Here is a 22,315-nt window from a genome sequence, read left to right as displayed (position 1 = left end):
ACGCAGCAAAAGTTGCCTATGCTGAATAAACATAGGGTCTTTAACCATTAAAGAATTTGAAAATATGAAGTTAACTTTCACCGAATACCTGCAGCATAGTTTATGCGCAGTCGATAACCTCTTGAAGTTGCTCGTCAGTAACATTGCTATAGATCCCCGCTCGGCCTAAGCCTTCGGGTAATACTAAACGTAACTGTCCTTTAAGCACTTTTTTATCGCGGCGCATATGTTTAATGAACTGTTCAAAATTCATCGTTGCGGGTGCTGAAGTTGGCAGATCGAATGCAGCAAGTAACGCTGTGATACGACAAACAATTGACTCTTCAACTAACCCAAGCTTATTTGAGGTAATTGCAGCAAGGACTGTGCCAGCAGAAACAGCTTCGCCATGCAGCCACACGCCATAACCCATTTCCGCCTCTATGGCATGTCCAAAAGTATGCCCCAGATTAAGCAAGGCTCTCACTGCTTGTTCTGTTTCATCCTTTTCGACGACATCGGCTTTAATTTCACAACAACGACCAATAGCATATTCAAGTGCTTGAGTATCAAGCGCTTTCAATGCTTCAACATTGTCTTCTAACCAGCTGAAAAAATCCGCATCCCACATAATGCCGTATTTGATCACCTCTGCCATACCAGCAGCGAACTCTCTTTTAGGCAAAGTGTTTAAACAATCAGTATCAATCAGTACATATTTCGGCTGATAAAAAGCGCCGATCATATTTTTCCCCAAAGGGTGATTGACTGCAGTTTTACCACCGACGGAAGAGTCAACTTGTGAAAGTAAAGTGGTTGGGAATTGAACAAAGTCGATACCGCGTTGGTAACTTGCCGCGGCAAAGCCGGTCATGTCACCAATAACACCACCGCCCAACGCAATCAGTACCGTGTCGCGGCCCAAATTTTGTTGTAGCAAAGAGGTGAAAATAGAGTCCATCTGGCTCAGCGTTTTGTATTGCTCACCATCTGGTAAAATCACGGGCGTCACGCAGCTGAAAGCTGACAGCATGGCTTGTACTTTTTCAAGATACAGTGGCGCTATCGTTTCATTAGTGACAATGAGGATATTCTTATTTTTAAGATAGCGAGCCAAAGGCTCGCCATTACTTAACAACTTCTGGCCAATTACGATTGGGTAACTACGTTCACCGAGTTCAACCAGAACTTGTTTAGTCATATCTTAAAAACCTAATTGCTCAATGATTTGGTTGGCAACTACTTTAGCGCTTTGCTCATCGGTTTTAACGATAACATCAGCGATTTCTTCGTAAAGAGGGTTGCGAACCTCTGCTAGGTTTTCTAGCACTTCTCTTGGATCATCTACTTGAAGTAGTGGACGACGCTTATCTCTTTGCGTACGTGCTACTTGCTTGTCGATTGTGGTCTCTAGGTAGACAACAATCCCACGAGCAGAAAGATTATTACGGATCTCTTTGCTCTGAATTGAACCACCACCAGTTGCTAACACGATACCTTGCTTTTCGGTTAAATCAGCAACAACTTGTGTTTCGCGAACGCGGAAGCCTTCTTCGCCTTCGACATCAAAAACCCACGCAATGTCAGCGCCTGTACGGCTTTCAATTTCTTGATCTGAATCGTGGAACTCTAAGTGCAGCATCTGTGCCAGATGACGGCCTATAGTGCTTTTACCAGCCCCCATAGGGCCTACTAGGAAAATATTACGTTTTTCGGCCATTGCTATATACGTCTGAATCTTATTTGAAGTTTGCCTACGCCAACTCGAAAACGATGAGTTGACCTTAAATGTTACCTTGCTCTATTGAGACTTGACCGCTGATTATCTCAGCTAACCACTATTGATGGCAAGCGAAGTAACACATTTCTATCAAAAATCTATTTCACATTGCCAAAAGCCAACGCTAAACGCTGGCTTTTAGGTATTTATTACGATTAAAGTGCTTCGGAAACTATTTTAGGAGTGACAAAGATAAGCAGCTCTTGTCGCTCATTCTTATCTGATGTACTTCTAAACATAAATCCAAGGTAGGGAATATCACCTAAAAGCGGAACTTTACTGACGCGACTAATCAATTGCTGTTGGTAGATACCACCCAATACGATGGTTTCACCATGATCCACTAGCACTTGAGTGCCAATACGTTGAGTATCAATAGAAACGGCTTCTCCCGTAGGCGTAGCTACCACTTTACCTTGTGAATCTTGAGTGATCTCTAAATCTAGAATGACCCGGTTATCTGGGGTGATTTGTGGCGTCACTCGCAGTGATAATACCGCTTTCTTAAATGTTACTGTCGTAGCACCGCTTGAGCTGGCTTCGACATAAGGGATCTCAACACCCTGCTCAATATAAGCCGCTTTCTGATTCGAAGTCATAATACGCGGGCTGGCAATAATCTCACCTTTGTTTTCTTGCTCAAGCGCACTTAATTCAAGATCCAGCACCGTGCCATCAGCAAGCTTGGCAACAGAAAAAGCGATACTCGTTGCATTAACAGGCGCAGCTGGCAGGTTGACGTTCAATCTATCGCTTAGGCTCGGAAGTATACCCGCAGCTATGCTATTAGCGCCCTCTAAGCTACCTGAAGTACCTTTAGTTCCTTGCTGGTCTGTCACTCCCCAACGTACACCTAAATCTTCAGCTACGTCATCTTTAACCGTAACCATACGCGCTTCAATTAATACCTGCTTAATCGGAATGTCTAGTACTTCAATTAAGCGATAAATGCTCTCTAAAGTCTCTTCAGTATCTTTGACTAATAGCGTATTGGTGCGCTCATCGACTGCGACACTGCCGCGACTTGACAGTAAGCTAGAGTCCTCGCCCTTTAAGAGAATGGCAATATCGGCCGCTTTGGCATAATTAATCTGCAAATATTCAGAGTAAAGCGGTGCAAGCTCTTTCACTTCCTGGCGATTTTTAAGCTCTTGGCTTTCTCTTATAGCAATCTCTTCACTTGGAGCAATCATTAAGATATTGCCCTCGATACGCTTATCTAAACCTTTAGTTTGTAATATTAGGTCAAGCGCTTGGTCCCAAGGTACATCGTCAAGTCTTAAGGTAATGTCACCTTCAACGGTATCACTCACCACCAAATTGAAATTATTGTAGTCGGCAATGATCTGCAGCACAGTTCTAACCGCCATATTTTGAAAATTCAGTGACAGTGAACGCCCATCATAGGTTTTCTCTTCTTTGGCAATATCAAGACGTTCAGCCTTTTCCATGCTCAAGATAAAAACACGACCATCTTGTTGATAGTCATATTCATAACTACCTTCAATATCAATAAGAAAACGGCTGGTAAGATCCTCTTTGAACGTTTCAAAGCTGTTAACTGGGGTAGCAAAGTCATGTACATCCATGACGTAAAGCAGATCAGAGCGAATATCCGTGTTATACAATTTAAGCTCGAGCTTAGAGCCAACCTGCTCTACATTTGCAGCCACGGTGCTATTGTCTAACTTAACTAACAACTGACCACCGCCATTAGCAGTGCGCTTAAAATCAATGCTTTCAATGCCATTTACAAATGGATTATTGCCACCAGCATTACTATTAATAACTTCGTCATTGATCGTCAGTCGATATGTATTACCAACAATCCGGCCTTGATAGGCCTTAACGTCTTCTAAACCAACAAACACTTGAAGATTGGCACCGTTTTGCACGGTACTAATAGTTTCAACATCGACCGTATCAATCGGCAATGTTTGTTTTTCTAGCCCTGAAATACTATCGGCAAATCCCAAAATTATCTGTGCTGGGTCGGCATTCAAGTCTATTTCAGGTTCCTCAATTGGCTGTTCAAATACCAACTGCAGCTCTAGCTGATGATCAACTACTGCATGATATTTAACGTCGATAAGCTTATTGGTGGCATTAGCAAACGGAGCCATCCCTAATAGGAGCGCAAGGCTAAAAGTAACCTTGATAAAAGACGCGGCCATGTCGCGGGCGCGGTGTGTGATAGACAATCTCATGATTCCCTCTGTCATCTTTATCATTCTCCTGTAAGTTCCATGCTGCTAGAGCGTTCTGTCCAGCAACCAGAACCATCTGGGATCAACTCTATAATTTCGATCGTTTGCGGCGTTACTTTGGCTATTTTGCCATGATAAAGCCCCAAATATTGACCCGTTCCGAGGCGGTAAACACTGCCATCACTCGTCTCAAGTAGGGCCCAAATAGCATCAGCTTCACTTAATGTTCCACGCATCTTTAAATTATCGAGTGCATAGGTTTCTAAGCGGCCTTTTCGACGTTTTAAATCCGGCTGCAAACAATCCTTAGTGGTATCGATAACCTCTTCAGTCAACTCTCTTGACGGTGGCATATAGGGGCTACGCATAAGGTCTGCTTGATAATCAAAATGTTCAAATTTAGGTGTCGCCTTAAGTGGCTTGATATGGGCCACGTGCTGCGCTTTAGTGGTGGTGACAAATAGCTCTAAATCACTACGATCTCCGACACAACCAGTGAGCATAATAGCGAGAATAATGGCAGCATAAGATCTCATCATTTTGATGCACCCTTTTCTGCTGGCAACTCAGCCCCCTCTTTAAAACGGTAAGTCTTTGCGAGAATATCCATAGCGAGTCCGCCACTGTCGTCTCGGCTAATCACAAAATCATGCAAACTAACAATTCGAGGTAACTTTGCGACCCCACTGACAAGGTGCCCAAGCTGATGATAATCGCCACTTACGGCAATTTTTATCGGAAATTCGATGTAAAACTCTCGAACGATTTCAGAATCCCAATCTAGGCTATTGATTTTAAGACCTGCATCAGTAGCCACAAATGTGATGTCATCGAGTAAGCCCGGCATCTCATTTTGAGAGGGAAGCATTTTCAATAGTTCAGCAAACTGCACTTCCATTACTGCCAGCTGTTCGCGATACAATTTAAGATTAGCGGCGAGTTGATATTTAGACTTGAAGTCACTCTTTAGTTGTTGCTCTTTTTGCTGCTCCGCATTGAGCGCATCAATTGCATCTGAAACAAACAAAAAATAACTACCGACAAACACACAAATGGCAAGTAATGCGGCAAACACCACTTTAACCAATTTGGGCCAAGCGCCTATGTTTTCAAAATCAATATCGTTAAATTGACTCAGGTCGAGGTTCATTTACTCGCTCCTTTATCCGCGAGCAAGTCCGCACTGTCGCCGTCGGTGATAGTGACTCTGAGCGTGAACCGTTGCAGCTGTCTAAGCTCTTCGTTTTGCGCAACAATAGATTGCATATTAGGATCTTGTAGCCAATCAGAAGTCTTAACTTTACGCATCATATTAGCGACATTATTATTTGATTCACTGCGACCTTCTATCCACAACATACTGCCTTTCTTTTCAATACTAGAAAGGTAGATCCCCGCTGGCACGATACGCACGAGTTCATCTAGAACATGTGTCGGCAGATTTCTAGATTGCTGTAGCCCCAGAATGATCTCAGTTCGACGTTCAATATCTTTTTTACGGGTTCGGATTTTGGTAATTTCTGCTATCTGTGTTTCAAGCAATTGAATTTCTGACTGTAAGTAAGCATTGCGACTCTTTTGGTCATCTGCGACTACGTCTATCGCCATTAATGAAAGGTAAACAACGAGACCAGAAACCAAGAAAACCAGTGCGAGTACACCGGTATAATCTCTTTTCTGTTTTTCACGCGCTTCTTCACGCCAAGGTAAGAGGTTTATGTTCGCCATTCAGCATAACTCCTTAGCGCTAATCCACATGCCAACATATATTTGCCAATGTCTGGTTGGAGTTTCTGCTTAACAGCATCATCAGCATGTAAACAACCCTTAAACGGATCGCCTATCACGGTATTCACGCCCAATTCATTTATCATCAGATTTGTCATACCCTCAAGCTTGGCTGTACCGCCGCACAATACGATATGATCAACTCTGTCTTTACCGCTAGAGGTACAGTAAATTTGCAAAGTGCGCTTTATCTGCTGTAGAAGTTGGGTTTGAAAAGGAGACAGTACTTCAAACATATAATTGCGGGGTAACTCTCCGGCTAACTTCGCCTTTTCAGCCTGCTCATAAGTCATGCCATAAAAAGAGAGTATCGACTGTGTAAATTGCTCTCCGCCAAATGCCTGCTCTCTTACAAAAGTCGTCTCGCCGTTTTCTACCACTGAAAAAGTGGTGATATTGGCACCGATATCGACAAGAGCGACCACTTTATTTTTCGCGTCTTGTGGCAACTGCGCCGATATCATTTCAAAAGCTCGACCTAAGGCATAACCTTCAACATCAACGACTTTGACCTCAAGGTTTATCTCTTCAAGGGCATCTGTTCGACTATCAATATTTTCAGAGCGACAAGCACTAAGTAATACGTCCACTTTGCTCGGATCCGTTTTATTAGCACTAAGCGTTTCAAAATCGATATTAACTTCGTCAAGGGAATAGGGAATAAGGTTATCAGCTTCGATCTCTATCTGAGCTTCCATCTCTTCTTCACTCAAAGAGGAATCCATATAGATAACTTTGGTCATAACAGCAGAACCTGATACAGCTACAGCGGCAAATTTTGTGGTTTTAGGAAGTGAACGTTTAACCTGCTTCAGAGCCTCAGAAACGGCTTCCGTATCACGAATTTCATGATCGTTTACAGCCCCTTTCTTAAGCGGGATTGCAGCATGACTTAGTATTTTATATCCATCAGCAGTCTTACTCAGCAGAATCGCTTTAACTTCATGGGAACCAATATCAATCCCAACCATCTGCGGAGCCTGACGCTTCCATATATTCGAAAGCATAGTCCAACGTCACTTTATTATTATTTTCAAAAATAGATTAGCACACAATCTACGCGTTATAGCTATTTGTACAAAATGTTTCTGGATTTTACAATTGCCATTTTATTGACTTTAAATAACTACTTATATCGCTCGATACTGTGTCAGACTACAAACCTATATCATTTTTACCATGTACACTGGTTTATCACAATATACAGTTTTAAATACTGCAACATAATTCAAATGCAGCATAAAAATCTAACGCCACAGTTCTGACGGCGGTGAATTTTAATGCGTATTTATTTTCAATAAGATCGATTACAGCACAATTAATTACGCCAATGAGTATTTCAGTTAACGCTTATATCGGTTATCCATTAAGCATTCTCGATTTTATATGATTAGGGGCTGTTGAACTTTCACGGTTTTTTTGCCGCAGTCTATTGGCTATTTTGACAAGGCGGAGACTATGCCGTTTAGTTATTCTCCACAAATAGTCTACAACACAGTAAAAATAGCCAAGAAACGCTGTCCTTTGGGTTCGACTCAATGCTTCTATTCTTTTATGACAAGAATGTGTTATGCGCTTTTCACTTAGCCAGCTAAGCTTTATCGCTCAAGCCTTGTACTAGAAGCATTATTCCTTACGGTAAAGAATCGAACAAAAACTAAGCTCGAAAGTTCAACAGCCCCTAGTTTTAACATTCTGAGCCAAGCCCGTTTCAGCTTTCACTTTTTACCAGTTTTACTATCAATTAAGCCAATTTAGTTAATCTAAACATTAATCCTTAGGCTTTTACTTCACCATTTCTTCAACGGCTTATATACTACGGGTCTTATTTACATTCATGGAATCTTCCTTTGAAGTGGTTTAAACGTCTTGTTATTGCTTTCTTTAGCCTTGGGCTGCTTGGCATTGGTGCTATTGTGGCAGCATACTTTTATGTGCTTCCGGAGCTCCCGGATGTCACGACGCTTAAGACGGTAAAACTACAAACGCCACTGAGAATTTACAGTAGCGACGGTAAACTTATTTCCCAGTTTGGTGAAAAACGTCGAATTCCTGTTCAATATGACGATGTTCCCGAACAACTCATCAACGCAGTACTCGATACCGAAGACGCTCGTTTTTTCGAGCACAAAGGTATCGATCCTATCGGTATTATTCGTGCTGCATTTATTCTGGTCACTACAGGTAAGAAGAGTCAGGGTGCAAGTACAATTACTCAGCAAGTAGCCCGAGGTTTCTTCTTAACCCGAGACAAAACCTATATCCGAAAGACAAAAGAGATCTTTCTAGCCTTAAAGATTGAGAAAGCTCTTAATAAAGAGGAGATCTTAACCCTTTACCTTAACCGCTCTTTCCTTGGCAACCGCGCTTACGGTGTTGGTGCTGCGGCTCAAGTTTATTACGGTAAAGAGTTAAACGAACTGACTCTTCCTGAAATGGCGATGATTGCTGGTTTGCCGCAATCACCTTCAGCAGCAAACCCTATCAGAAATTCGACGCGCGCCCTAAATCGTCGCAACTGGGTACTAAGTCGCATGCTTGAGAAACGTAACATTACTCAAGCGCAGTATGAAGAGGCCATTCAAGCACCTATTACAGCCAAATACCATGGCGCAGTCATCGATCTATATGCCCCTTATATCTCTGAGATGGCACGCGACTACTTAGTTGAAAAGTACGGTGAAGAGGAAGCGTATACTGGCGGTTATGATATCTACACGACAGTAGATTCAAAACTACAGTTAGATGCACAAAAAGCCCTTCGCCATAACGTTTATGCCTATGACGAACGCCATGGCTACCGTGGACGCACTAAGGTACTTTGGACCGATGTACAGCCAGACAATGAAGAAATCAAAGCGAAATTAAAGCAAACGGGGTCATTCCAAGGAATGCATCCAGCGGCAGTGCTTAGCGTTGATGAGCAAACAGCCAAGGTGATGACAGCTAAAGGTGATGTCTATGAACTCCCTTGGGACGGTATCAAATGGGCGCGTAAATTCATTACTAATAAGCGTCAAGGTAAAGCACCTAAACTTGCTACAGAGGTATTAACTGCCGGTCAGCAAGTTTGGATCCGTAATAATGGCGATATCTGGCAACTTAGCCAGGTCCCTTTAGTTGCCAGTGCGATTGTTTCGGTAGATCCTCAAGACGGTGCTATTAGAAACCTTGTCGGTGGCTTTAGCTTTTACACTAGCCAATATAACCGCGTCACTCAGGCTAAGCGCCAGCTAGGTTCGAATATCAAGCCATTTATCTATACAGCGGCATTAGAGAAAGGTTATACCCTTTCAACACTGATCAACAACGCACCGATTAATAAACCTGATACACGACAAGGAACGGCTTGGCGCCCTAAAAACTCGCCAGATGTTTATGGCGGCCCAACAAGGCTGCGTGTTGGTTTAGCGCAATCAATTAACGTTATGTCAGTTCGTGCCATGCGCTATAGCGGATTAGATGCAACCATAGCCCAACTTGTTAAGTTTGGCTTCGATCCGGCAGACCTCCCTCGTAACGAATCTATTGCGCTGGGCTCACCATCGGTTACCCCATTGCAAGTGGTTACAGCCTTTTCAACCTTCGCTAATGGTGGCTATTTGGTTGAACCTTACTTTATCGAAAAAGTAGAGTCAGCCAATGGCGATTTGATTGAAACTGCCAACCCAACACTGGCTTGTACACCTATTGCCCCTGAGCAGCCATTAGTCGATGACCCTTTCGCCGCTATGGCCAACGAACTACCTGGTGATGCAACAGCAGCAACTGAGGATATGCCATCAACCACAGAGCAATGTGGTAATGAGGACTCACGTTTTGCGCCACAAATTATTTCAGAGCAAACCGCATTCCTAATTACCGAATCACTTAAAAGTGTAATTTGGGGTGGTGGAGATTGGAGTAAAGGTACCGGCTGGAATGGTACAGCTTGGCGTGCAGCTAGAGTGGTTAAACGTCGAGATATTGCTGGCAAAACAGGTACCACAAACGAATCTCGCGATACTTGGTTTAGTGGTTTTAACCCTAAACTAGCCACTACCGTTTGGGTTGGTTTCGATGATCATAGCCAAGAGCTAGGTCGCACCAGCTGGAATGCTAACGGCGCTAAAGATCAAATATCACTTGCTGAAGCGGGGGCAAAAACTGCTGGACCTGCTTGGAACGAGTTTATGAAAGATGCATTGGAAGGCACACCTGTAGAGCCGACCAAAGCACCTGAAGGGATAGTTTCTGCACGTATCGATTTAACCACAGGTAAGTTGAGCCGTAAAACAGATTATACCACCCGATTTGAGTACTTTATTGCAGGTACTGAGCCGACTGAATATGCGACAGAGCAAGAGGAAGACAACAGCGATATCTTTATCGATAAGTCTGAGGAAGAAGATCTTTTTCAGTAACTATAGCGACTCCATTAGTACCAATAAATGCAAATAAAAAAAGGCAGCCATTTGTTTAACAAATAGCTGCCTTTTTGTGTTCAAATACGTCGCTAATCTAATTGCTATTATTAGCTTGTTTAGTTACTAATGCTGATTTGACCTGCACTAATGATGTGCCACCTAATGCTTCACGTTTAGCCAAGCAAGACTCAATCGTAAGGCACTCATACACATCTGCTTCAATAATTGCGCTAAAGCTCTGCAGCTCTGTTAACGGCAACTCTTCCAGTGGCGTTTGTTTCGCAATAGCGACAACAACAGCTTCACCCACTACATGATGAGCTTCCCTAAACGGCATGCCTTTAGCCACTAAGTAGTCAGCCAATTCAGTTGAGTTAGCATAGCCTTGCTGCGCAGCGCTTAATGTTCTTTCACGATTGACCTGCAAACCACTTAGCACTAACGCTGCCATCTCTAGACAAATCGCCCAGCTGTCCATCACATCAAACAGCCCCTCTTTATCCTCTTGCATATCTTTATTATAAGCCAGTGGTAGAGCTTTCATCGTGGTAAGAATACCAATTAGGCTGCCATAAACCCGACCGGTCTTGCCCCTAATTAACTCAAGTGCATCAGGATTTTTCTTTTGCGGCATCAATGATGAACCAGAGGTCACTTCATCATCTAATTCAATAAAGCCTGCTTCACCACTATTAAAGAAGATAAGATCTTCAGCCATACGGCTCAAATGCATCATACTTATAGAAGCGTCACTACAGATCTCAACCACATGATCTCTATCTGATACGGTATCGAGGCTGTTCAGCGTTGGGCTGGCGAAACCGAGCGACTGTGCAAGTTTAACCCTGTCCATTGGATAAGCGGTACCCGCTAGCGCACCGGTCCCTAAAGGACAAGTATCTGCACGTTTCAAGGCATCCTCTAAACGGCTGATATCACGTTCAAACATCTCTACATAAGCAAGACACCAGTGGCCAAATAGAACCGGCTGCGCTCTTTGCAAATGTGTGTAACCAGGCATAACAGCATCTATTTCACGCTCAGCAAGCTCAATAAGTGCAGCTCTTAACTTAGTCAATAACCCGAGTAGTTCCTGACCTTCTTTTTTGCACCAAAGCTTAAGATCGGTCGCTACCTGATCATTACGCGAACGACCAGTGTGTAATTTTTTACCTAAATCACCCACTTTAGCGATAAGAGATTGCTCAACAAAACTATGAATGTCCTCCGCACCAGAGGCGATAATCATCTCTGGATTTTCGGATGTTTCAGCTAGCAGCTCGTTTAACGCAGCATGTAACTGGGTGCACTCATCAGTAGTCAAAACGCCAACTTGAGTAATAGCGCTTGCCCACGCAATTGAACCGACAATATCTTGCTCAATGAGTCGGTAATCTACAGGCAATGAGTCGTTAAAAAGTTTGAACAGTGCGCTGCTCTCTTGGCTAAATCTGCCGCCCCATAATGCCATGCTGGCTTCCTCTTAAATGCTGGGCGGACTAGTCGTCCGCCGTATAAATACTAAAATTAATGAGCTACTTTATTAACGTTACTTGTTGTGACCGTGTAATGCTCTGATACGACTAGAAAGCGAATACAAACGGATAAAGCCTTCAGCATCTTTCTGGTTATAAACATCATCTTCACCAAAAGTGGCAAACTCTTCAGAATATAAGCTGTTTGGTGAACGTTTTTTCACAGCGCTCGCTTGGCCTTTATAAAGCTTAATGACGACTTCGCCATTAACCAGATCCGCTAGTGGCTTTGAAGCGCCCAATAGTGATTCACAAAGCGGTGTAAACCAACGTCCATCATAAACAAGGTGCGCCATTTGAGCGCCAACTTGCTCGCGCCACTCACGGCTAGTTTTATCAAGCACTAACTCTTCAATTGCCCGCAGCGCAGCAAACATCACAGTACCACCTGGCGTTTCGTAGCAACCGCGAGATTTCATACCTACCAGTCTGTTTTCAGTGATATCAATTCGGCCGACACCATGCGCACCAGCTAACTCATTTAGTAGCATCAACGCCTTGTAAGGGGATAGTGCTTCACCATTTACTTTAGTGATTTTGCCTTGCTCTAGCTCTAGTGCCACGTACTCAGGTGCATTCGGGGCATCCTCAGGGGCAACGGTCATGGTCCACACGCCTTGAGTTGGCTCGTTCCATGGATCTTCCAGCTCACCACCTTCATGGGAGATATGCCAAGCGTTAGCATCACGGCTATAGATCTTCGTCGCTGAAGCGGTTGTCTCGATGTTACGTTCTGCAAGGTAATCAAGCAGATCTTCACGACTGACCATTTCCCACTCACGCCAAGGAGCAATAACCTTAAGATCGGGTGCCAATGCGGCAAAGCAACCCTCGAAACGCACTTGGTCATTACCTTTACCAGTGCAACCATGGCACACTGCGTCAGCACCAACTTTACGGGCAACTTCTACCTGAGCTTTAGCGATAATCGGTCTCGCCATTGAGGTACCTAGCAGATATGTGCCCTCATAAATTGCACCAGTTGCAATCGTTGGGTAGATATAATCAGCCACCAGCTCTTCTTTTAAATCGACGATGTAACACTCTGATGCGCCAGATGCGATAGCCTTTTCATGAAGCCCTTCTAACTCTTCAGCTCCCTGACCGACATCGGCACAAAAAGCGACGATTTCACAATTATCGTAGGTTTCTTTAAGCCAAGGGATAATCGCTGACGTATCTAGGCCGCCGGAGTAAGCAAGTACTACCTTTTTCACATCTGTTTTGTTTATTTCTGCTGACATTTTTAATTCCTACTACATTATTTCTGGTTCAGTCCGTCTGCACGAACCAACGCAATTTATTGACTAAATAGAGTGACAAGCACAGCGTTTTGCGCATGCATACGATTCTCAGCTTGATGCAGAATCAGCGAACCTTCGCCATCTACAATCTCGGTAGTTGCTTCAACTTCTCTATAGGCTGGCAAGCAATGCATAAAGTGTTTAGCCCCTGCTGCTGCCATCAGTTCGCTATTGACTTGATAAGGTTTAAATTTGGCTTCAATCTCTTCCATTGAGGCATTGTCACCCATTGAAATCCAGGTATCGGTATAGATTGCATCGTGATCGGCTATTGCTGCGATATCAGAACTAAGCACCAATGTGCCACCATGTTTTGCTGCTAATGCTTGAGCTTCACACACAACCTTGCCGTCAGGGAAATGACCAGGAGGGCACAATACGGTGAGGTGTGCACCTAAAATTGCCGCACCGAACATCAATGAGTGCGTCACGTTATTGCCGTCACCCACGTAAGCAAGCTTTACCTTACTCACATCGTCATACTGCTCAGACAGGGTTAAGAAGTCTGCTAAGCCCTGACAAGGATGGTAAAGATCAGACAATGCATTGATCACTGGCACTGAGCCATGCTCTGCTAACTGTTCAATGGTGGAGTGCAAGAATGTCCGTGCCACAATGGCATCTGCCCAACAAGAGATATTGGCGGCAAAATCAGATACAGGCTCACGCTTACCCAGTGCACCATTTTGCTGATCAAGATACAAACAGTGGCCACCTAACTTATTGATACCAATATCAAAGCTGACACGCGTTCTTAATGAAGGCTTTTCAAATAGCATCACTACACTTTTACCATCGAGCGCTTTTCTGTAATCCGCCGGATTTGCTTTGATGTTTTTTGCTAGCGCTAGCAAGTCTAAAAGCTGCTGTTGCGATAGATCTTTAATTGATAATAGATGGTTCATGAAACCGCTCCCTAAGGTTGAATCTGAGTACCAACGGCTTCACCGTTGCTTAATGCAATAAGTTGTTCTGCATGACGCCAAGATGCGATTTGAACGGCTTGCCCCATCGACTCCGCAACTTCAAGAGCCGCTTCGACTTTAACTTTCATGCCTTTTTCAATCACACCAATCTTAGTTAGTTCGTTAATTTCGGCACGATTCAAACTGCTGATCAGTTGTCCTTTACCATCAAGTACACCTGAAACATCAGACAACAACACAAGATTACCGCCAACAAGCTTTGCAAGTGCAGTAGCGGCTTGATCCGCATTAACATTTAACATTTCGCCTTGGCTACTGATAGCGATTGAGCTGACAATTGGCATCCAACCTTTAGCTAATACAAACTCTAGGTAACTGGCATCATTTGGCTCAACCTCTCCCACAAATCCAAACTGAGGGTCTTTGATGTTTGCCGTCATCATATCGGCATCAGCAAGACTCATACCGAGACTGGTAATACCAGCTTTGATTGCAGCAGCTTGTAAGATTTTATTCGATGTACCAGCGAGTGCGCCGACAATGACAGGTACCTGTTCTGCAGGTGTCACCCTTAGCCCATCTAGCTTCTGCGTGACCATGTTATTTGCGTTTAGCTGCTCATCCACCAAGCAGCCTCCACCATGCACCATAATCAATGGCTGACCATTGGCGATCATTTTGACCGCGGTTTCCATCAAACGCGCCATGCCCATTTCACACTGTAAAAGTGCTCCACCGACCTTCAGTACCATCACTGGTTTGGCGTTAGACTTAGCATTCAGTTCTGTATTTAATGTTGCCATTTTAGGATCCAAAGTCGTTATTTTAACAATTCGTTAAAATGAATCTTTATGCATTGCAAGGCCTGACTCGCTGCACCCTTCATTAAGTTGTCAATTGCGCTTGTGACCACGAGATAATTTGTTTCTGGGTCAAACTTCCAACCGATAAGACAGTTAGGTGTTTGCACTACATCATCAATTTTAGGAAATTGATTCTGTTTTACAGTTACCAGTGGTGCGTTGTCATAACACTGATAAGCCGCTTCAATATCTTTAGCTGTGGTGCCTTTAGCGAGTTGTACCGTAATGGTGGCAAGTATGCCGCGTTTAAAATTGCCCAAATGAGGAGTAAAGATAACTTCTTGGCCTAACTGGGTAGCAATTTCAGGTTGATGTCTATGCCCAAGTACGCCGTATGGCGTTAAGCTCACTTCACAAAAACTAGTATGCAGTTGCGCTTTTCTGCCTGCCCCTGTCACACCACTGACAGCGTTGATTACCGGCATTACATCAGTCAACATATTAGCGAGTGGCTTAAGCGCCGTTAGTGATGCAGTCGGATAACAACCCGGTACAGCGATCATCTTGCTGGTTGCAATTTTGTCGGCATTCCACTCCGCTAGACCATAAACAGCATCAGCAAGCACTTGTGGATATTCATGAGTAAAACCATACCACTTAGGATATTTGTCTAACGCTTCAAAACGATAAGCACCACTTAGGTCAAACACCGCTAGACCTTGTTGATAAAACCAAGCCGCTAGATGCAAGCTCACCACATGGTCTGTCGCTAATACGACCGCATCAGCCTGCTCAACAATCGCCGCTTTGGCATCATCGCTAAGCGGGCTTAAACAAAGATTAATATGGCTGTATGTAGGGTACAGTTCAGCAAGTGCTTTACCTTTATCTAAGCTATTTTCAGAAACATAAAGACCTTGAATGGACAATTCCGATTCAGCGTTTATGAGAGAAGTGATCTGCGCGCCGGTATAACCGCTAGCGCCAATAATGGCTATATTTTTCATAGTCTATGACTTTAAAACCTTTATCTTGAATTTAGATGACAAAACGAAAAAAAGAATGGGCACAACTTAAGCCCTGGCTGAACACCATTAAAGACAAGTTTATCGTCGCAGGAATTGGGTAGGATTGACCTTAATATTTAATAATTGAACTAGGTTAAACATATATACTCTCATTTAAAGGCCATCAAAATATGGTACTTATCTTAGCTGTTTGATAGACTAACACACAAATTTAATTATGCAATATATTTGAATATATATTTAGGTATTTTTTAATGACTACACTCCCTACATTAAAAAGCAGCTTCACTCAGCTAATCGGTTCACCATCGATCAGCGCTTTAGAGGCGCAGCATGACATGAGCAATAAGGCCGTTATTGCGCTACTGCATAATTGGTTTACAGATTTAGGCATGAGCTGCCAAACACACTCCGTTGCAAATACTCGTGATAAACATAACTTTGTCGCCTCTTATGGTAGCGGCCAAGGTGGACTGTTATTGGCTGGTCATACAGACACGGTACCATTTGATGAAGGGCGTTGGAGCCAAGACCCTTTTCAACTGGTTGAGAAAAATGACCGTTGGTATGGTTTAGGTACCTGTGACATGAAAGGTTTTTTTGCTTTAGTGCTAGAAGCCTTAAAAGAGTTGCCAATGGATAAGTTCAAGCGACCTTTGCATATCCTTGCCAGCGCTGATGAAGAAACGACCATGAATGGTGCAAAAGCATTTGCCGCCGCAAAATCGATCAGCCCTGATTACGCCATTATTGGTGAGCCCACCAGCCTAAAACCCGTATATATGCATAAAGGCCATTTTACTCAAGGTATACGAGTAACCGGTCGCAGTGGTCATTCGTCAGATCCAGCCAAAGGGCTTAATGCCATTGAGGTGATGCACTTAGTTACCGGTCAGTTGCTTAGGCTTAAGCAGCACTTAGCCGAAAACTACCGTGAAGACGCTTTTAGTGTGCCATACCCAACGATGAACTTTGGCCATATTCACGGTGGCGATGCTGCCAATAGGATTTGTGGTTGCTGCGATCTACATATCGACCTTAGACCCATTCCTGGCCTCGGCCTTGAAGATTTAGAACTGATGGTGGCTAATTACCTCGAACCCGTTTCTAGCCAGTTCCCAGGCTGTATTAGTGTCGCGCCTTTGTACCCAGGCTCAGAACCCTTTGCTGATGACAAAAATAGTAGCTGGAGCCAATTGGTTGCACAGCTTTCAGAAAGTGAGCCAGAAGTGGTTAACTATGCCACAGAAGCCCCCTATATCAGGCAGCTCGGTTGCCAAACACTGGTGCTAGGACCTGGAAGCATTGAGCAGGCTCATCAACCCGATGAGTTTCTTGACTTGCACTACCTAGACAAAACAAAGAAGCTATTAAAAGAGCTGATTTATCATGCTTGTATAAAATAATTTGTCTTGTCAGATTAGATATTCAGTGCAAAGTCATTATAAGCGCCATAATTAGTGTGCTTAAAAGTGAGATAGAGCACATTCAGGCACGGTAACCCGAACTAGATCATTGCCTAGTATGCTATCGCTAGGTATTGTGATCGATTAGCTTACTGATATGGAGCACGTATGGTTGATATGTATGCGTCGTTAAGGTCAAACGTTGGCACCTTAGGACAGATTTTAGGTGATACAATTCGAACCGATCTCGATGACACTTTTTTAGATAAAATCGAGCAAATCCGCCACCTCTCAAAAAGTTCACGTCAAGGCAACGATGCTGCCCGCGAAGAGATGCTGACCCTGCTATCAGCATTAAGCGATGACGAACTCGTGCCATTTGCCAAAGCTTTTAACCAATTCCTAAACTTGGCAAATATTGCTGAGCAGTTCCACACCATCAGTCGTAATTGCGATGAACTTGTCTGTGTCCCCGATCCAGTAGAGCAGCTTCTAGGCAGAATGCTCGGTGGTAATATTGATCAAGAAAAGATGCTTGAGTGTTTAAAGAGTCTTGATATCGATTTGGTGCTGACTGCCCATCCAACGGAGATCTCAAGACGGACCTTGATTCAGAAATATTCTGCGGTCGTCGACTCATTAACCGCATTGGAAAATCCTCAGTTAACTGAGCAAGAGAAAAAACAGCATCACCTGCGTTTACGTCAACTTATCGCACAGATATGGCATACCAATGAGATCCGTCATGAGCGCCCGACTCCAGTAGACGAAGCTCGTTGGGGATTAAGCACCATTGAAGTGTCATTGTGGCAAGCGATTCCAGATTTCTTGCGCCAGTTAAATCAGCAAGTTGAAGAGCGTACTAATACTCAACTGCCCATCGATATCGCTCCAGTAAGATTCTCTAGCTGGATGGGCGGTGATCGCGACGGTAACCCTTTTGTGACTTCAGTCGTCACTCAAGAAGTGCTCGACCGCAATCGTCACACCGCAGCTAGGCTCTATCTGAAAGATGTTGTTCTTCTGGTTAATGATCTTTCTATGGAAAGCGCAAACGATGAGTTACTTGCCTACACCCATAGCAGCAATGAACCCTATCGTGATGTATTAAAAGATCTACGTGGCAAACTAAGAAATACCATCGATTATCTCAATGCCAGACTTGAGGGTCATAAGCCTGAGGTCGATTTAGCAGACATCATTTGGGATGAGAAAGATCTCAAAGAGCCACTATTGATGCTTTATAGAAGCTTAAGTGATTGTGGTATGAGCCTTATTGCCAATGGGCTACTACTTGATATGCTGCGCCGAATAGCCTGTTTTGGTATCCATATGCTAAGGCTCGATATTCGCCAAGATGCACAGCGCCATGCCGATGTGATTGCAGAGCTGACGCGATACTTAGGCATGGGCGATTATGCACATTGGGGTGAAGCAGAAAAGCAATCCTTCCTGCTTAGAGAACTCACCAGTAAACGACCACTCATCCCAGCAAATTGGCAAAGCAGTGATGAGGTTGCAGAAGTACTGCGTACCTGTCGACTAGTCGCGACGCAACCAGCACGAGCCATGGGATCTTACGTTATTTCGATGGCCAGCCAACCCTCCGATGTTTTAACAGTATTACTGCTATTGAAAGAAACGGGCTGCCCTCATCCAATGCGAGTCGTACCACTGTTTGAAACATTGGACGATCTTAATAATGCGGCTCAGTGTATGTCGTCGCTCTTTAGTATCGATTGGTATCGTGGCTATACCAAAGGCATACAGGAGGTGATGATCGGTTATTCCGATTCAGCTAAAGATGCAGGCGTGATGGCAGCGGCTTGGGCGCAGTACAGTGCACAAGAAAAACTGGTCGCTGTCAGTCAAGATGCCGACATCAAGCTCACCCTCTTCCATGGACGTGGTGGCACAATCGGCCGAGGAGGCGGGCCAGCACATGAAGCGATTCTATCGCAACCACCGGGATCTGTAGATGGACGCATTCGTGTTACAGAGCAAGGTGAGATGATCCGCTTTAAGTTTGGTTTGCCTAAGCTCGCGGTTCAGAGTCTCGCGTTATATACCTCAGCGGTGATGGAAGCAACACTGCTACCACCGCCAGAACCAAAACCTGAGTGGCGCAGATGCATGGAACAACTTGCCGATGAGTCAGTACTCGCTTACCGCGCTATCGTAAGAGAAGAAGCTGATTTCGTTTCCTACTTTCGAGCCGCAACCCCAGAGGTAGAGCTCGGTAAACTGCCATTAGGTAGTCGCCCAGCAAAACGCCGTATCGATGGCGGTATTGAAAGTCTGCGTGCGATTCCATGGATCTTTGCTTGGTCACAAAACCGCTTAATGTTACCTGCATGGCTCGGAGCTGGTGAAGCGCTACAAGCTGCATCTTTAAGAGGCGATCTGCCCTTACTGCAAGAGATGGAGCAGGATTGGCCGTTCTTTAAAACCCGTATATCTATGTTAGAGATGGTTTACGCAAAAGCTGAACCCAATTTAGCTAAGTACTACGAAACAAGCTTAGTGCCCAAAGAGCTGCATCACTTAGGTGTGCAACTGCGTGAGCGTCTAGCGATTGGTGTCGATGCAGTGCTTGAGCTCACTCAAGCGGAAAGCTTAATGTCTCACACTCCTTGGAATAGAGAATCTGTCGAGTTGAGAAACCCCTATATTGATCCGCTTAACTTCCTGCAAGCTGAGCTATTAGCGCGTACCCGCAGAGAAGAAGAGACCTCAAACAATGTAGAGCTTGCTTTGATGTTAACCATTGCAGGTGTTGCTGCTGGAATGAGAAACACAGGCTAATGAAGATACTTAAAATTACACTGTGTGCACTATCGCTGCTACTAACGGGCTGTGTCAGTCAGTACAGCATTACTGAAAGTGAGTTGGAAGGTTACTTAAGTGATGAGATGCACTTTGAGATCAACCAAGGTAATCAGATCTTTGGTATTGAACTCAAAGTGAATGACATTGATGTTACTTTAGGTGCTAAGCCAAATACCATGTCAGTAATGGCGTCAACCCTGGTAAAAGTGCGTAACCCGATGCTGCCTATCAGTGCCGATTTGACTGCAGAGTTCGAAGCTGAGCCTTGGTATGATGCCAGTAATCAAAGTGTCTACCTGCGTAACCTTAATCTGGTAAAAGTAGAGTCAAAACCAAAGGATATCGAGAAAGCCATTGGCTCTATTGCACCGCAGCTTATGGGATTTCTAACACAGTTCCTTGAAACTCAACCTGTGTATGTGCTCGATACCAAGGAATCCAATCAAGCGTTAATAGCAGAAATGACCAAGCGCATTGAAGTGAAGCCAGGAAAATTGGTTTTAGTATTTGACGAGTAAAGCTGAGCTAAACCGCTAAATATAAGGCAGTAATGAAAAATTCATTACTGCCTTTTTTAGTAAACTTCGTTATTTTGAGAAGCGTTTAATCGATCCATAATCAACTATAACGGCTTCATCGAGTAGTTCGCGACGCAGCATATCAAATGCTACCGCAGTACTTAAGCTACGCACTAAATCCCGAGAGCGTCGTGGCAATTTAATCATCTGGCTATAAACTCCGCTCTTAGTTGCTAATGCTATCGCAACAGTTCCGACAGGTTTATCTTCAGTGCCTCCCGTTGGGCCGGCAATACCGCTCGTAGCTAATGCATAATCGCTATCTAAAATAGCCCTAACACCTTTTGCCATCTCCTCGACCGTTGCTATAGATACAGCACCATGATCATCTAAGGTTTCTGGCAATACACCCAGTATTTTGACTTTTGATTCATTACTATAAGTAACCAGTCCTTGATCTAAATAAGCTGAGCTTCCAGCATGTGAAATCAACTGACTGGCAATCATGCCGCCAGTACATGACTCTGCCGCACTTAGGGTTTTCCCTGAATCAATCAACAAAGCATGGATCTCTGCAGCTAGGCTCTTTTTATTATTTGCTACTATCGCTGTACCTAATAGGAAACGGATCTGCGCTTCAATCTTATCCATCTCACTGATTGCTGCTTTACCACGTGCAAATAACTTAATTTCGATATGTGGCATAGAGCTTCGGTAACCAATGGTGATCCCTTCAGGCAAAACAATGGTTTCTAGTGCATCAGCGAGAGATGACTCGCCTTGCCCTAACGTCAGGTATTTGCGCAGCGCAACATCCCCGGCAATTTCAAACCTTTCATTGATAAAAGGAATAAATTGCTCTTTAACCATTTGCTTAAACTCAAAAGGCACCCCTGGAGTAAAGAACAACCAAGCTCGGTTAAGCTTTACCGCAAAACCACAGGCTGTGCCCACAGGATTATCTATCATGATGGCAGACTCAGGTATTAGAGCCTGTTTAAGGTTACTCTCAGCCATCACTCGGCCGTTGCGAGTAAACCAATCATCTAAGCGATCACGCCAAATTTTATTTTCCACCAAAGCCTCACCTTTAGCTAATGCCATCGCTTCAGAGGAGAGATCGTCACTTGTAGGGCCTAATCCGCCATTAACGACAATGACATCAGCCTCGGTGCTGCGCTCTTTAAACACAGCGACAAGATCTTCAAGCCTATCACCCACTGTAATTCTACGCTGACACTCTACCCCGTGCTCCATCAACGTATTAGCAAACCATGCAGCATTGGTGTCGACTATCTGACCTGCCAATACCTCTTCACCGGTACAAATCATTTCTAGCTTCATTGGACAATCCCTAGCGATTAATTGCAGTTAAATTAGGAGAGCTAAGCGCTAATAGCAATAACCAATTTATATTATTTGTTTTTTTCATGGGTTACTAAGTTTACGTCTGTAATTCCAGCATCGACGCTGCTGGATTTACAGACGTAAAAAAGCCCGTTGCGTTAGCAACGGGCTTAATACTCTCTTAACGAGACCTATATTAATAAGAACAGGCGCCAGGAAATGAACTACTCATACATGGGCATATTGTCACCCGAGTCACGCTAAGCGCTATAGTAAAATGATGAACTGACTCAAATTGCAGACGTGAAAAAGCCCGTTGCATTAGCAACGGGCTTTCTCGTATTAGGCGCCTGGAAATGACCTACTCTCGATTATCCCCGCAGGGGATAAATGGGGGCGAAGAAGGCCAGTTTTGAATGCAACGCATTCATGGACTTAGTAGCGCGAGTAACTTGTTAC

At 44.0% G+C, this 22,315-nt stretch carries 17 protein-coding genes; 4 read left to right on the top strand and 13 right to left on the bottom strand.

Features of this window, described 5'->3' with window-relative positions:
* Positions 1–100: 100 nt before the first annotated feature.
* The 7 genes from aroB to AB4135_RS12400 all read right to left on the bottom strand — a co-directional run bounded on the left by aroB (position 101) and on the right by AB4135_RS12400 (position 6,761).
* Complete coding sequence (aroB, locus tag AB4135_RS12430; RefSeq protein WP_371993266.1) at positions 101–1,180, bottom strand: 3-dehydroquinate synthase; 1,080 nt, start codon at positions 1,178–1,180, stop codon at positions 101–103.
* A 3-nt stretch (positions 1,181–1,183) separates the two neighbouring features.
* Positions 1,184–1,699: a shikimate kinase AroK gene (gene aroK / locus AB4135_RS12425; RefSeq protein ID WP_044555803.1), complete on the bottom strand. Its 516-nt coding sequence runs from the start codon at positions 1,697–1,699 to the stop codon at positions 1,184–1,186.
* Positions 1,700–1,914: 215 nt separating this feature from the next.
* Entirely contained in the window at positions 1,915–3,966 is a 2,052-nt protein-coding gene (locus AB4135_RS12420) for a type IV pilus secretin PilQ (RefSeq protein WP_371993264.1), read from the bottom strand.
* A 20-nt stretch (positions 3,967–3,986) separates the two neighbouring features.
* Positions 3,987–4,502, bottom strand: a complete 516-nt coding sequence (locus AB4135_RS12415; RefSeq protein WP_371993502.1) for a pilus assembly protein PilP — start codon at positions 4,500–4,502, stop codon at positions 3,987–3,989.
* On the bottom strand, positions 4,502–5,116 hold the full coding sequence (locus AB4135_RS12410) for a type 4a pilus biogenesis protein PilO (protein WP_371993262.1): 615 nt from the start codon (positions 5,114–5,116) through the stop codon (positions 4,502–4,504). The genes AB4135_RS12415 and AB4135_RS12410 overlap by 1 nt, the downstream gene beginning before the upstream one ends.
* The gene (locus AB4135_RS12405; RefSeq protein WP_371993260.1) at positions 5,113–5,694 is read right to left on the bottom strand and encodes a PilN domain-containing protein; all 582 of its coding nucleotides are present in this window, start codon (positions 5,692–5,694) and stop codon (positions 5,113–5,115) included. Before AB4135_RS12405 ends, AB4135_RS12410 begins: the two co-directional genes overlap by 4 nt.
* Positions 5,682–6,761: a pilus assembly protein PilM gene (locus AB4135_RS12400; RefSeq protein ID WP_371993258.1), complete on the bottom strand. Its 1,080-nt coding sequence runs from the start codon at positions 6,759–6,761 to the stop codon at positions 5,682–5,684. Before AB4135_RS12400 ends, AB4135_RS12405 begins: the two co-directional genes overlap by 13 nt.
* An 843-nt stretch (positions 6,762–7,604) precedes the next feature.
* Here AB4135_RS12400 and AB4135_RS12395 point away from each other — a divergent pair.
* A complete protein-coding gene (locus tag AB4135_RS12395) occupies positions 7,605–10,157 on the top strand; it encodes a penicillin-binding protein 1A (RefSeq protein WP_371993257.1) in 2,553 nt (850 codons plus the stop codon).
* Positions 10,158–10,254: 97 nt separating this feature from the next.
* Here the strand turns inward: AB4135_RS12395 and argH are convergent, their stop codons facing one another.
* From argH to argC, 5 genes are all read right to left on the bottom strand, one after another.
* Positions 10,255–11,631 carry an argininosuccinate lyase gene (gene argH / locus AB4135_RS12390; protein WP_371993255.1) on the bottom strand — a complete coding sequence of 459 codons (1,377 nt, stop codon included), beginning with the start codon at positions 11,629–11,631 and terminating at the stop codon, positions 10,255–10,257.
* 78 nt (positions 11,632–11,709) lie between these two features.
* Positions 11,710–12,939, bottom strand: a complete 1,230-nt coding sequence (locus AB4135_RS12385; protein WP_371993253.1) for an argininosuccinate synthase — start codon at positions 12,937–12,939, stop codon at positions 11,710–11,712.
* A 56-nt stretch (positions 12,940–12,995) separates the two neighbouring features.
* Positions 12,996–13,904 carry an ornithine carbamoyltransferase gene (locus AB4135_RS12380; protein WP_371993251.1) on the bottom strand — a complete coding sequence of 303 codons (909 nt, stop codon included), beginning with the start codon at positions 13,902–13,904 and terminating at the stop codon, positions 12,996–12,998.
* Positions 13,905–13,915: 11 nt separating this feature from the next.
* Complete coding sequence (argB, locus tag AB4135_RS12375) at positions 13,916–14,728, bottom strand: acetylglutamate kinase (protein WP_371993249.1); 813 nt, start codon at positions 14,726–14,728, stop codon at positions 13,916–13,918.
* Between the two features lie 17 nt (positions 14,729–14,745).
* Entirely contained in the window at positions 14,746–15,735 is a 990-nt protein-coding gene (argC, locus tag AB4135_RS12370) for an N-acetyl-gamma-glutamyl-phosphate reductase (protein WP_371993248.1), read from the bottom strand.
* Between the two features lie 275 nt (positions 15,736–16,010).
* On the opposite strand from argC, the gene argE reads away from it, so the two are divergent.
* The 3 genes from argE to AB4135_RS12355 all read left to right on the top strand — a co-directional run bounded on the left by argE (position 16,011) and on the right by AB4135_RS12355 (position 20,509).
* On the top strand, positions 16,011–17,162 hold the full coding sequence (gene argE, locus AB4135_RS12365; RefSeq protein WP_371993246.1) for an acetylornithine deacetylase: 1,152 nt from the start codon (positions 16,011–16,013) through the stop codon (positions 17,160–17,162).
* 168 nt (positions 17,163–17,330) lie between these two features.
* Positions 17,331–19,967, top strand: coding sequence for a phosphoenolpyruvate carboxylase (gene ppc, locus AB4135_RS12360; protein ID WP_371993244.1), 2,637 nt, complete (start codon positions 17,331–17,333; stop codon positions 19,965–19,967).
* Complete coding sequence (locus tag AB4135_RS12355; RefSeq protein ID WP_220738653.1) at positions 19,967–20,509, top strand: DUF1439 domain-containing protein; 543 nt, start codon at positions 19,967–19,969, stop codon at positions 20,507–20,509. Before ppc ends, AB4135_RS12355 begins: the two co-directional genes overlap by 1 nt.
* Positions 20,510–20,578: 69 nt before the next feature.
* Here AB4135_RS12355 and AB4135_RS12350 read toward each other — a convergent pair whose 3' ends face one another.
* The gene (locus AB4135_RS12350; RefSeq protein WP_371993242.1) at positions 20,579–21,853 is read right to left on the bottom strand and encodes a CinA family nicotinamide mononucleotide deamidase-related protein; all 1,275 of its coding nucleotides are present in this window, start codon (positions 21,851–21,853) and stop codon (positions 20,579–20,581) included.
* Positions 21,854–22,315 lie beyond the last annotated feature (462 nt).

It is taken from the genome of Shewanella sp. 10N.286.54.B9, from assembly GCF_041468565.1.
Classification (GTDB): domain Bacteria; phylum Pseudomonadota; class Gammaproteobacteria; order Enterobacterales; family Shewanellaceae; genus Shewanella.
The sequence above is the reverse complement of the archived record's forward strand: the minus strand, read 5'-3'. Positions and strand labels throughout refer to the sequence as shown.

Bases quoted from the DNA above. Each gene is read 5' to 3' on its own strand.
- aroB (WP_371993266.1), bottom strand. From the start codon at position 1,180: ATGACTAAACAAGTTCTGGTTGAACTCGGTGAACGTAGTTACCCAATC.
- aroK (WP_044555803.1), bottom strand. From the start codon at position 1,699: ATGGCCGAAAAACGTAATATTTTCCTAGTAGGCCCTATGGGGGCTGGT.
- AB4135_RS12420 (WP_371993264.1), bottom strand. From the start codon at position 3,966: ATGAGATTGTCTATCACACACCGCGCCCGCGACATGGCCGCGTCTTTT.
- AB4135_RS12415 (WP_371993502.1), bottom strand. From the start codon at position 4,502: ATGAGATCTTATGCTGCCATTATTCTCGCTATTATGCTCACTGGTTGT.
- AB4135_RS12410 (WP_371993262.1), bottom strand. From the start codon at position 5,116: ATGAACCTCGACCTGAGTCAATTTAACGATATTGATTTTGAAAACATA.
- AB4135_RS12405 (WP_371993260.1), bottom strand. From the start codon at position 5,694: ATGGCGAACATAAACCTCTTACCTTGGCGTGAAGAAGCGCGTGAAAAA.
- AB4135_RS12400 (WP_371993258.1), bottom strand. From the start codon at position 6,761: ATGCTTTCGAATATATGGAAGCGTCAGGCTCCGCAGATGGTTGGGATT.
- argH (WP_371993255.1), bottom strand. From the start codon at position 11,631: ATGGCATTATGGGGCGGCAGATTTAGCCAAGAGAGCAGCGCACTGTTC.
- AB4135_RS12385 (WP_371993253.1), bottom strand. From the start codon at position 12,939: ATGTCAGCAGAAATAAACAAAACAGATGTGAAAAAGGTAGTACTTGCT.
- AB4135_RS12380 (WP_371993251.1), bottom strand. From the start codon at position 13,904: ATGAACCATCTATTATCAATTAAAGATCTATCGCAACAGCAGCTTTTA.
- argB (WP_371993249.1), bottom strand. From the start codon at position 14,728: ATGGCAACATTAAATACAGAACTGAATGCTAAGTCTAACGCCAAACCA.
- argC (WP_371993248.1), bottom strand. From the start codon at position 15,735: ATGAAAAATATAGCCATTATTGGCGCTAGCGGTTATACCGGCGCGCAG.
- argE (WP_371993246.1), top strand. From the start codon at position 16,011: ATGACTACACTCCCTACATTAAAAAGCAGCTTCACTCAGCTAATCGGT.
- ppc (WP_371993244.1), top strand. From the start codon at position 17,331: ATGGTTGATATGTATGCGTCGTTAAGGTCAAACGTTGGCACCTTAGGA.
- AB4135_RS12355 (WP_220738653.1), top strand. From the start codon at position 19,967: ATGAAGATACTTAAAATTACACTGTGTGCACTATCGCTGCTACTAACG.
- AB4135_RS12350 (WP_371993242.1), bottom strand. From the start codon at position 21,853: ATGAAGCTAGAAATGATTTGTACCGGTGAAGAGGTATTGGCAGGTCAG.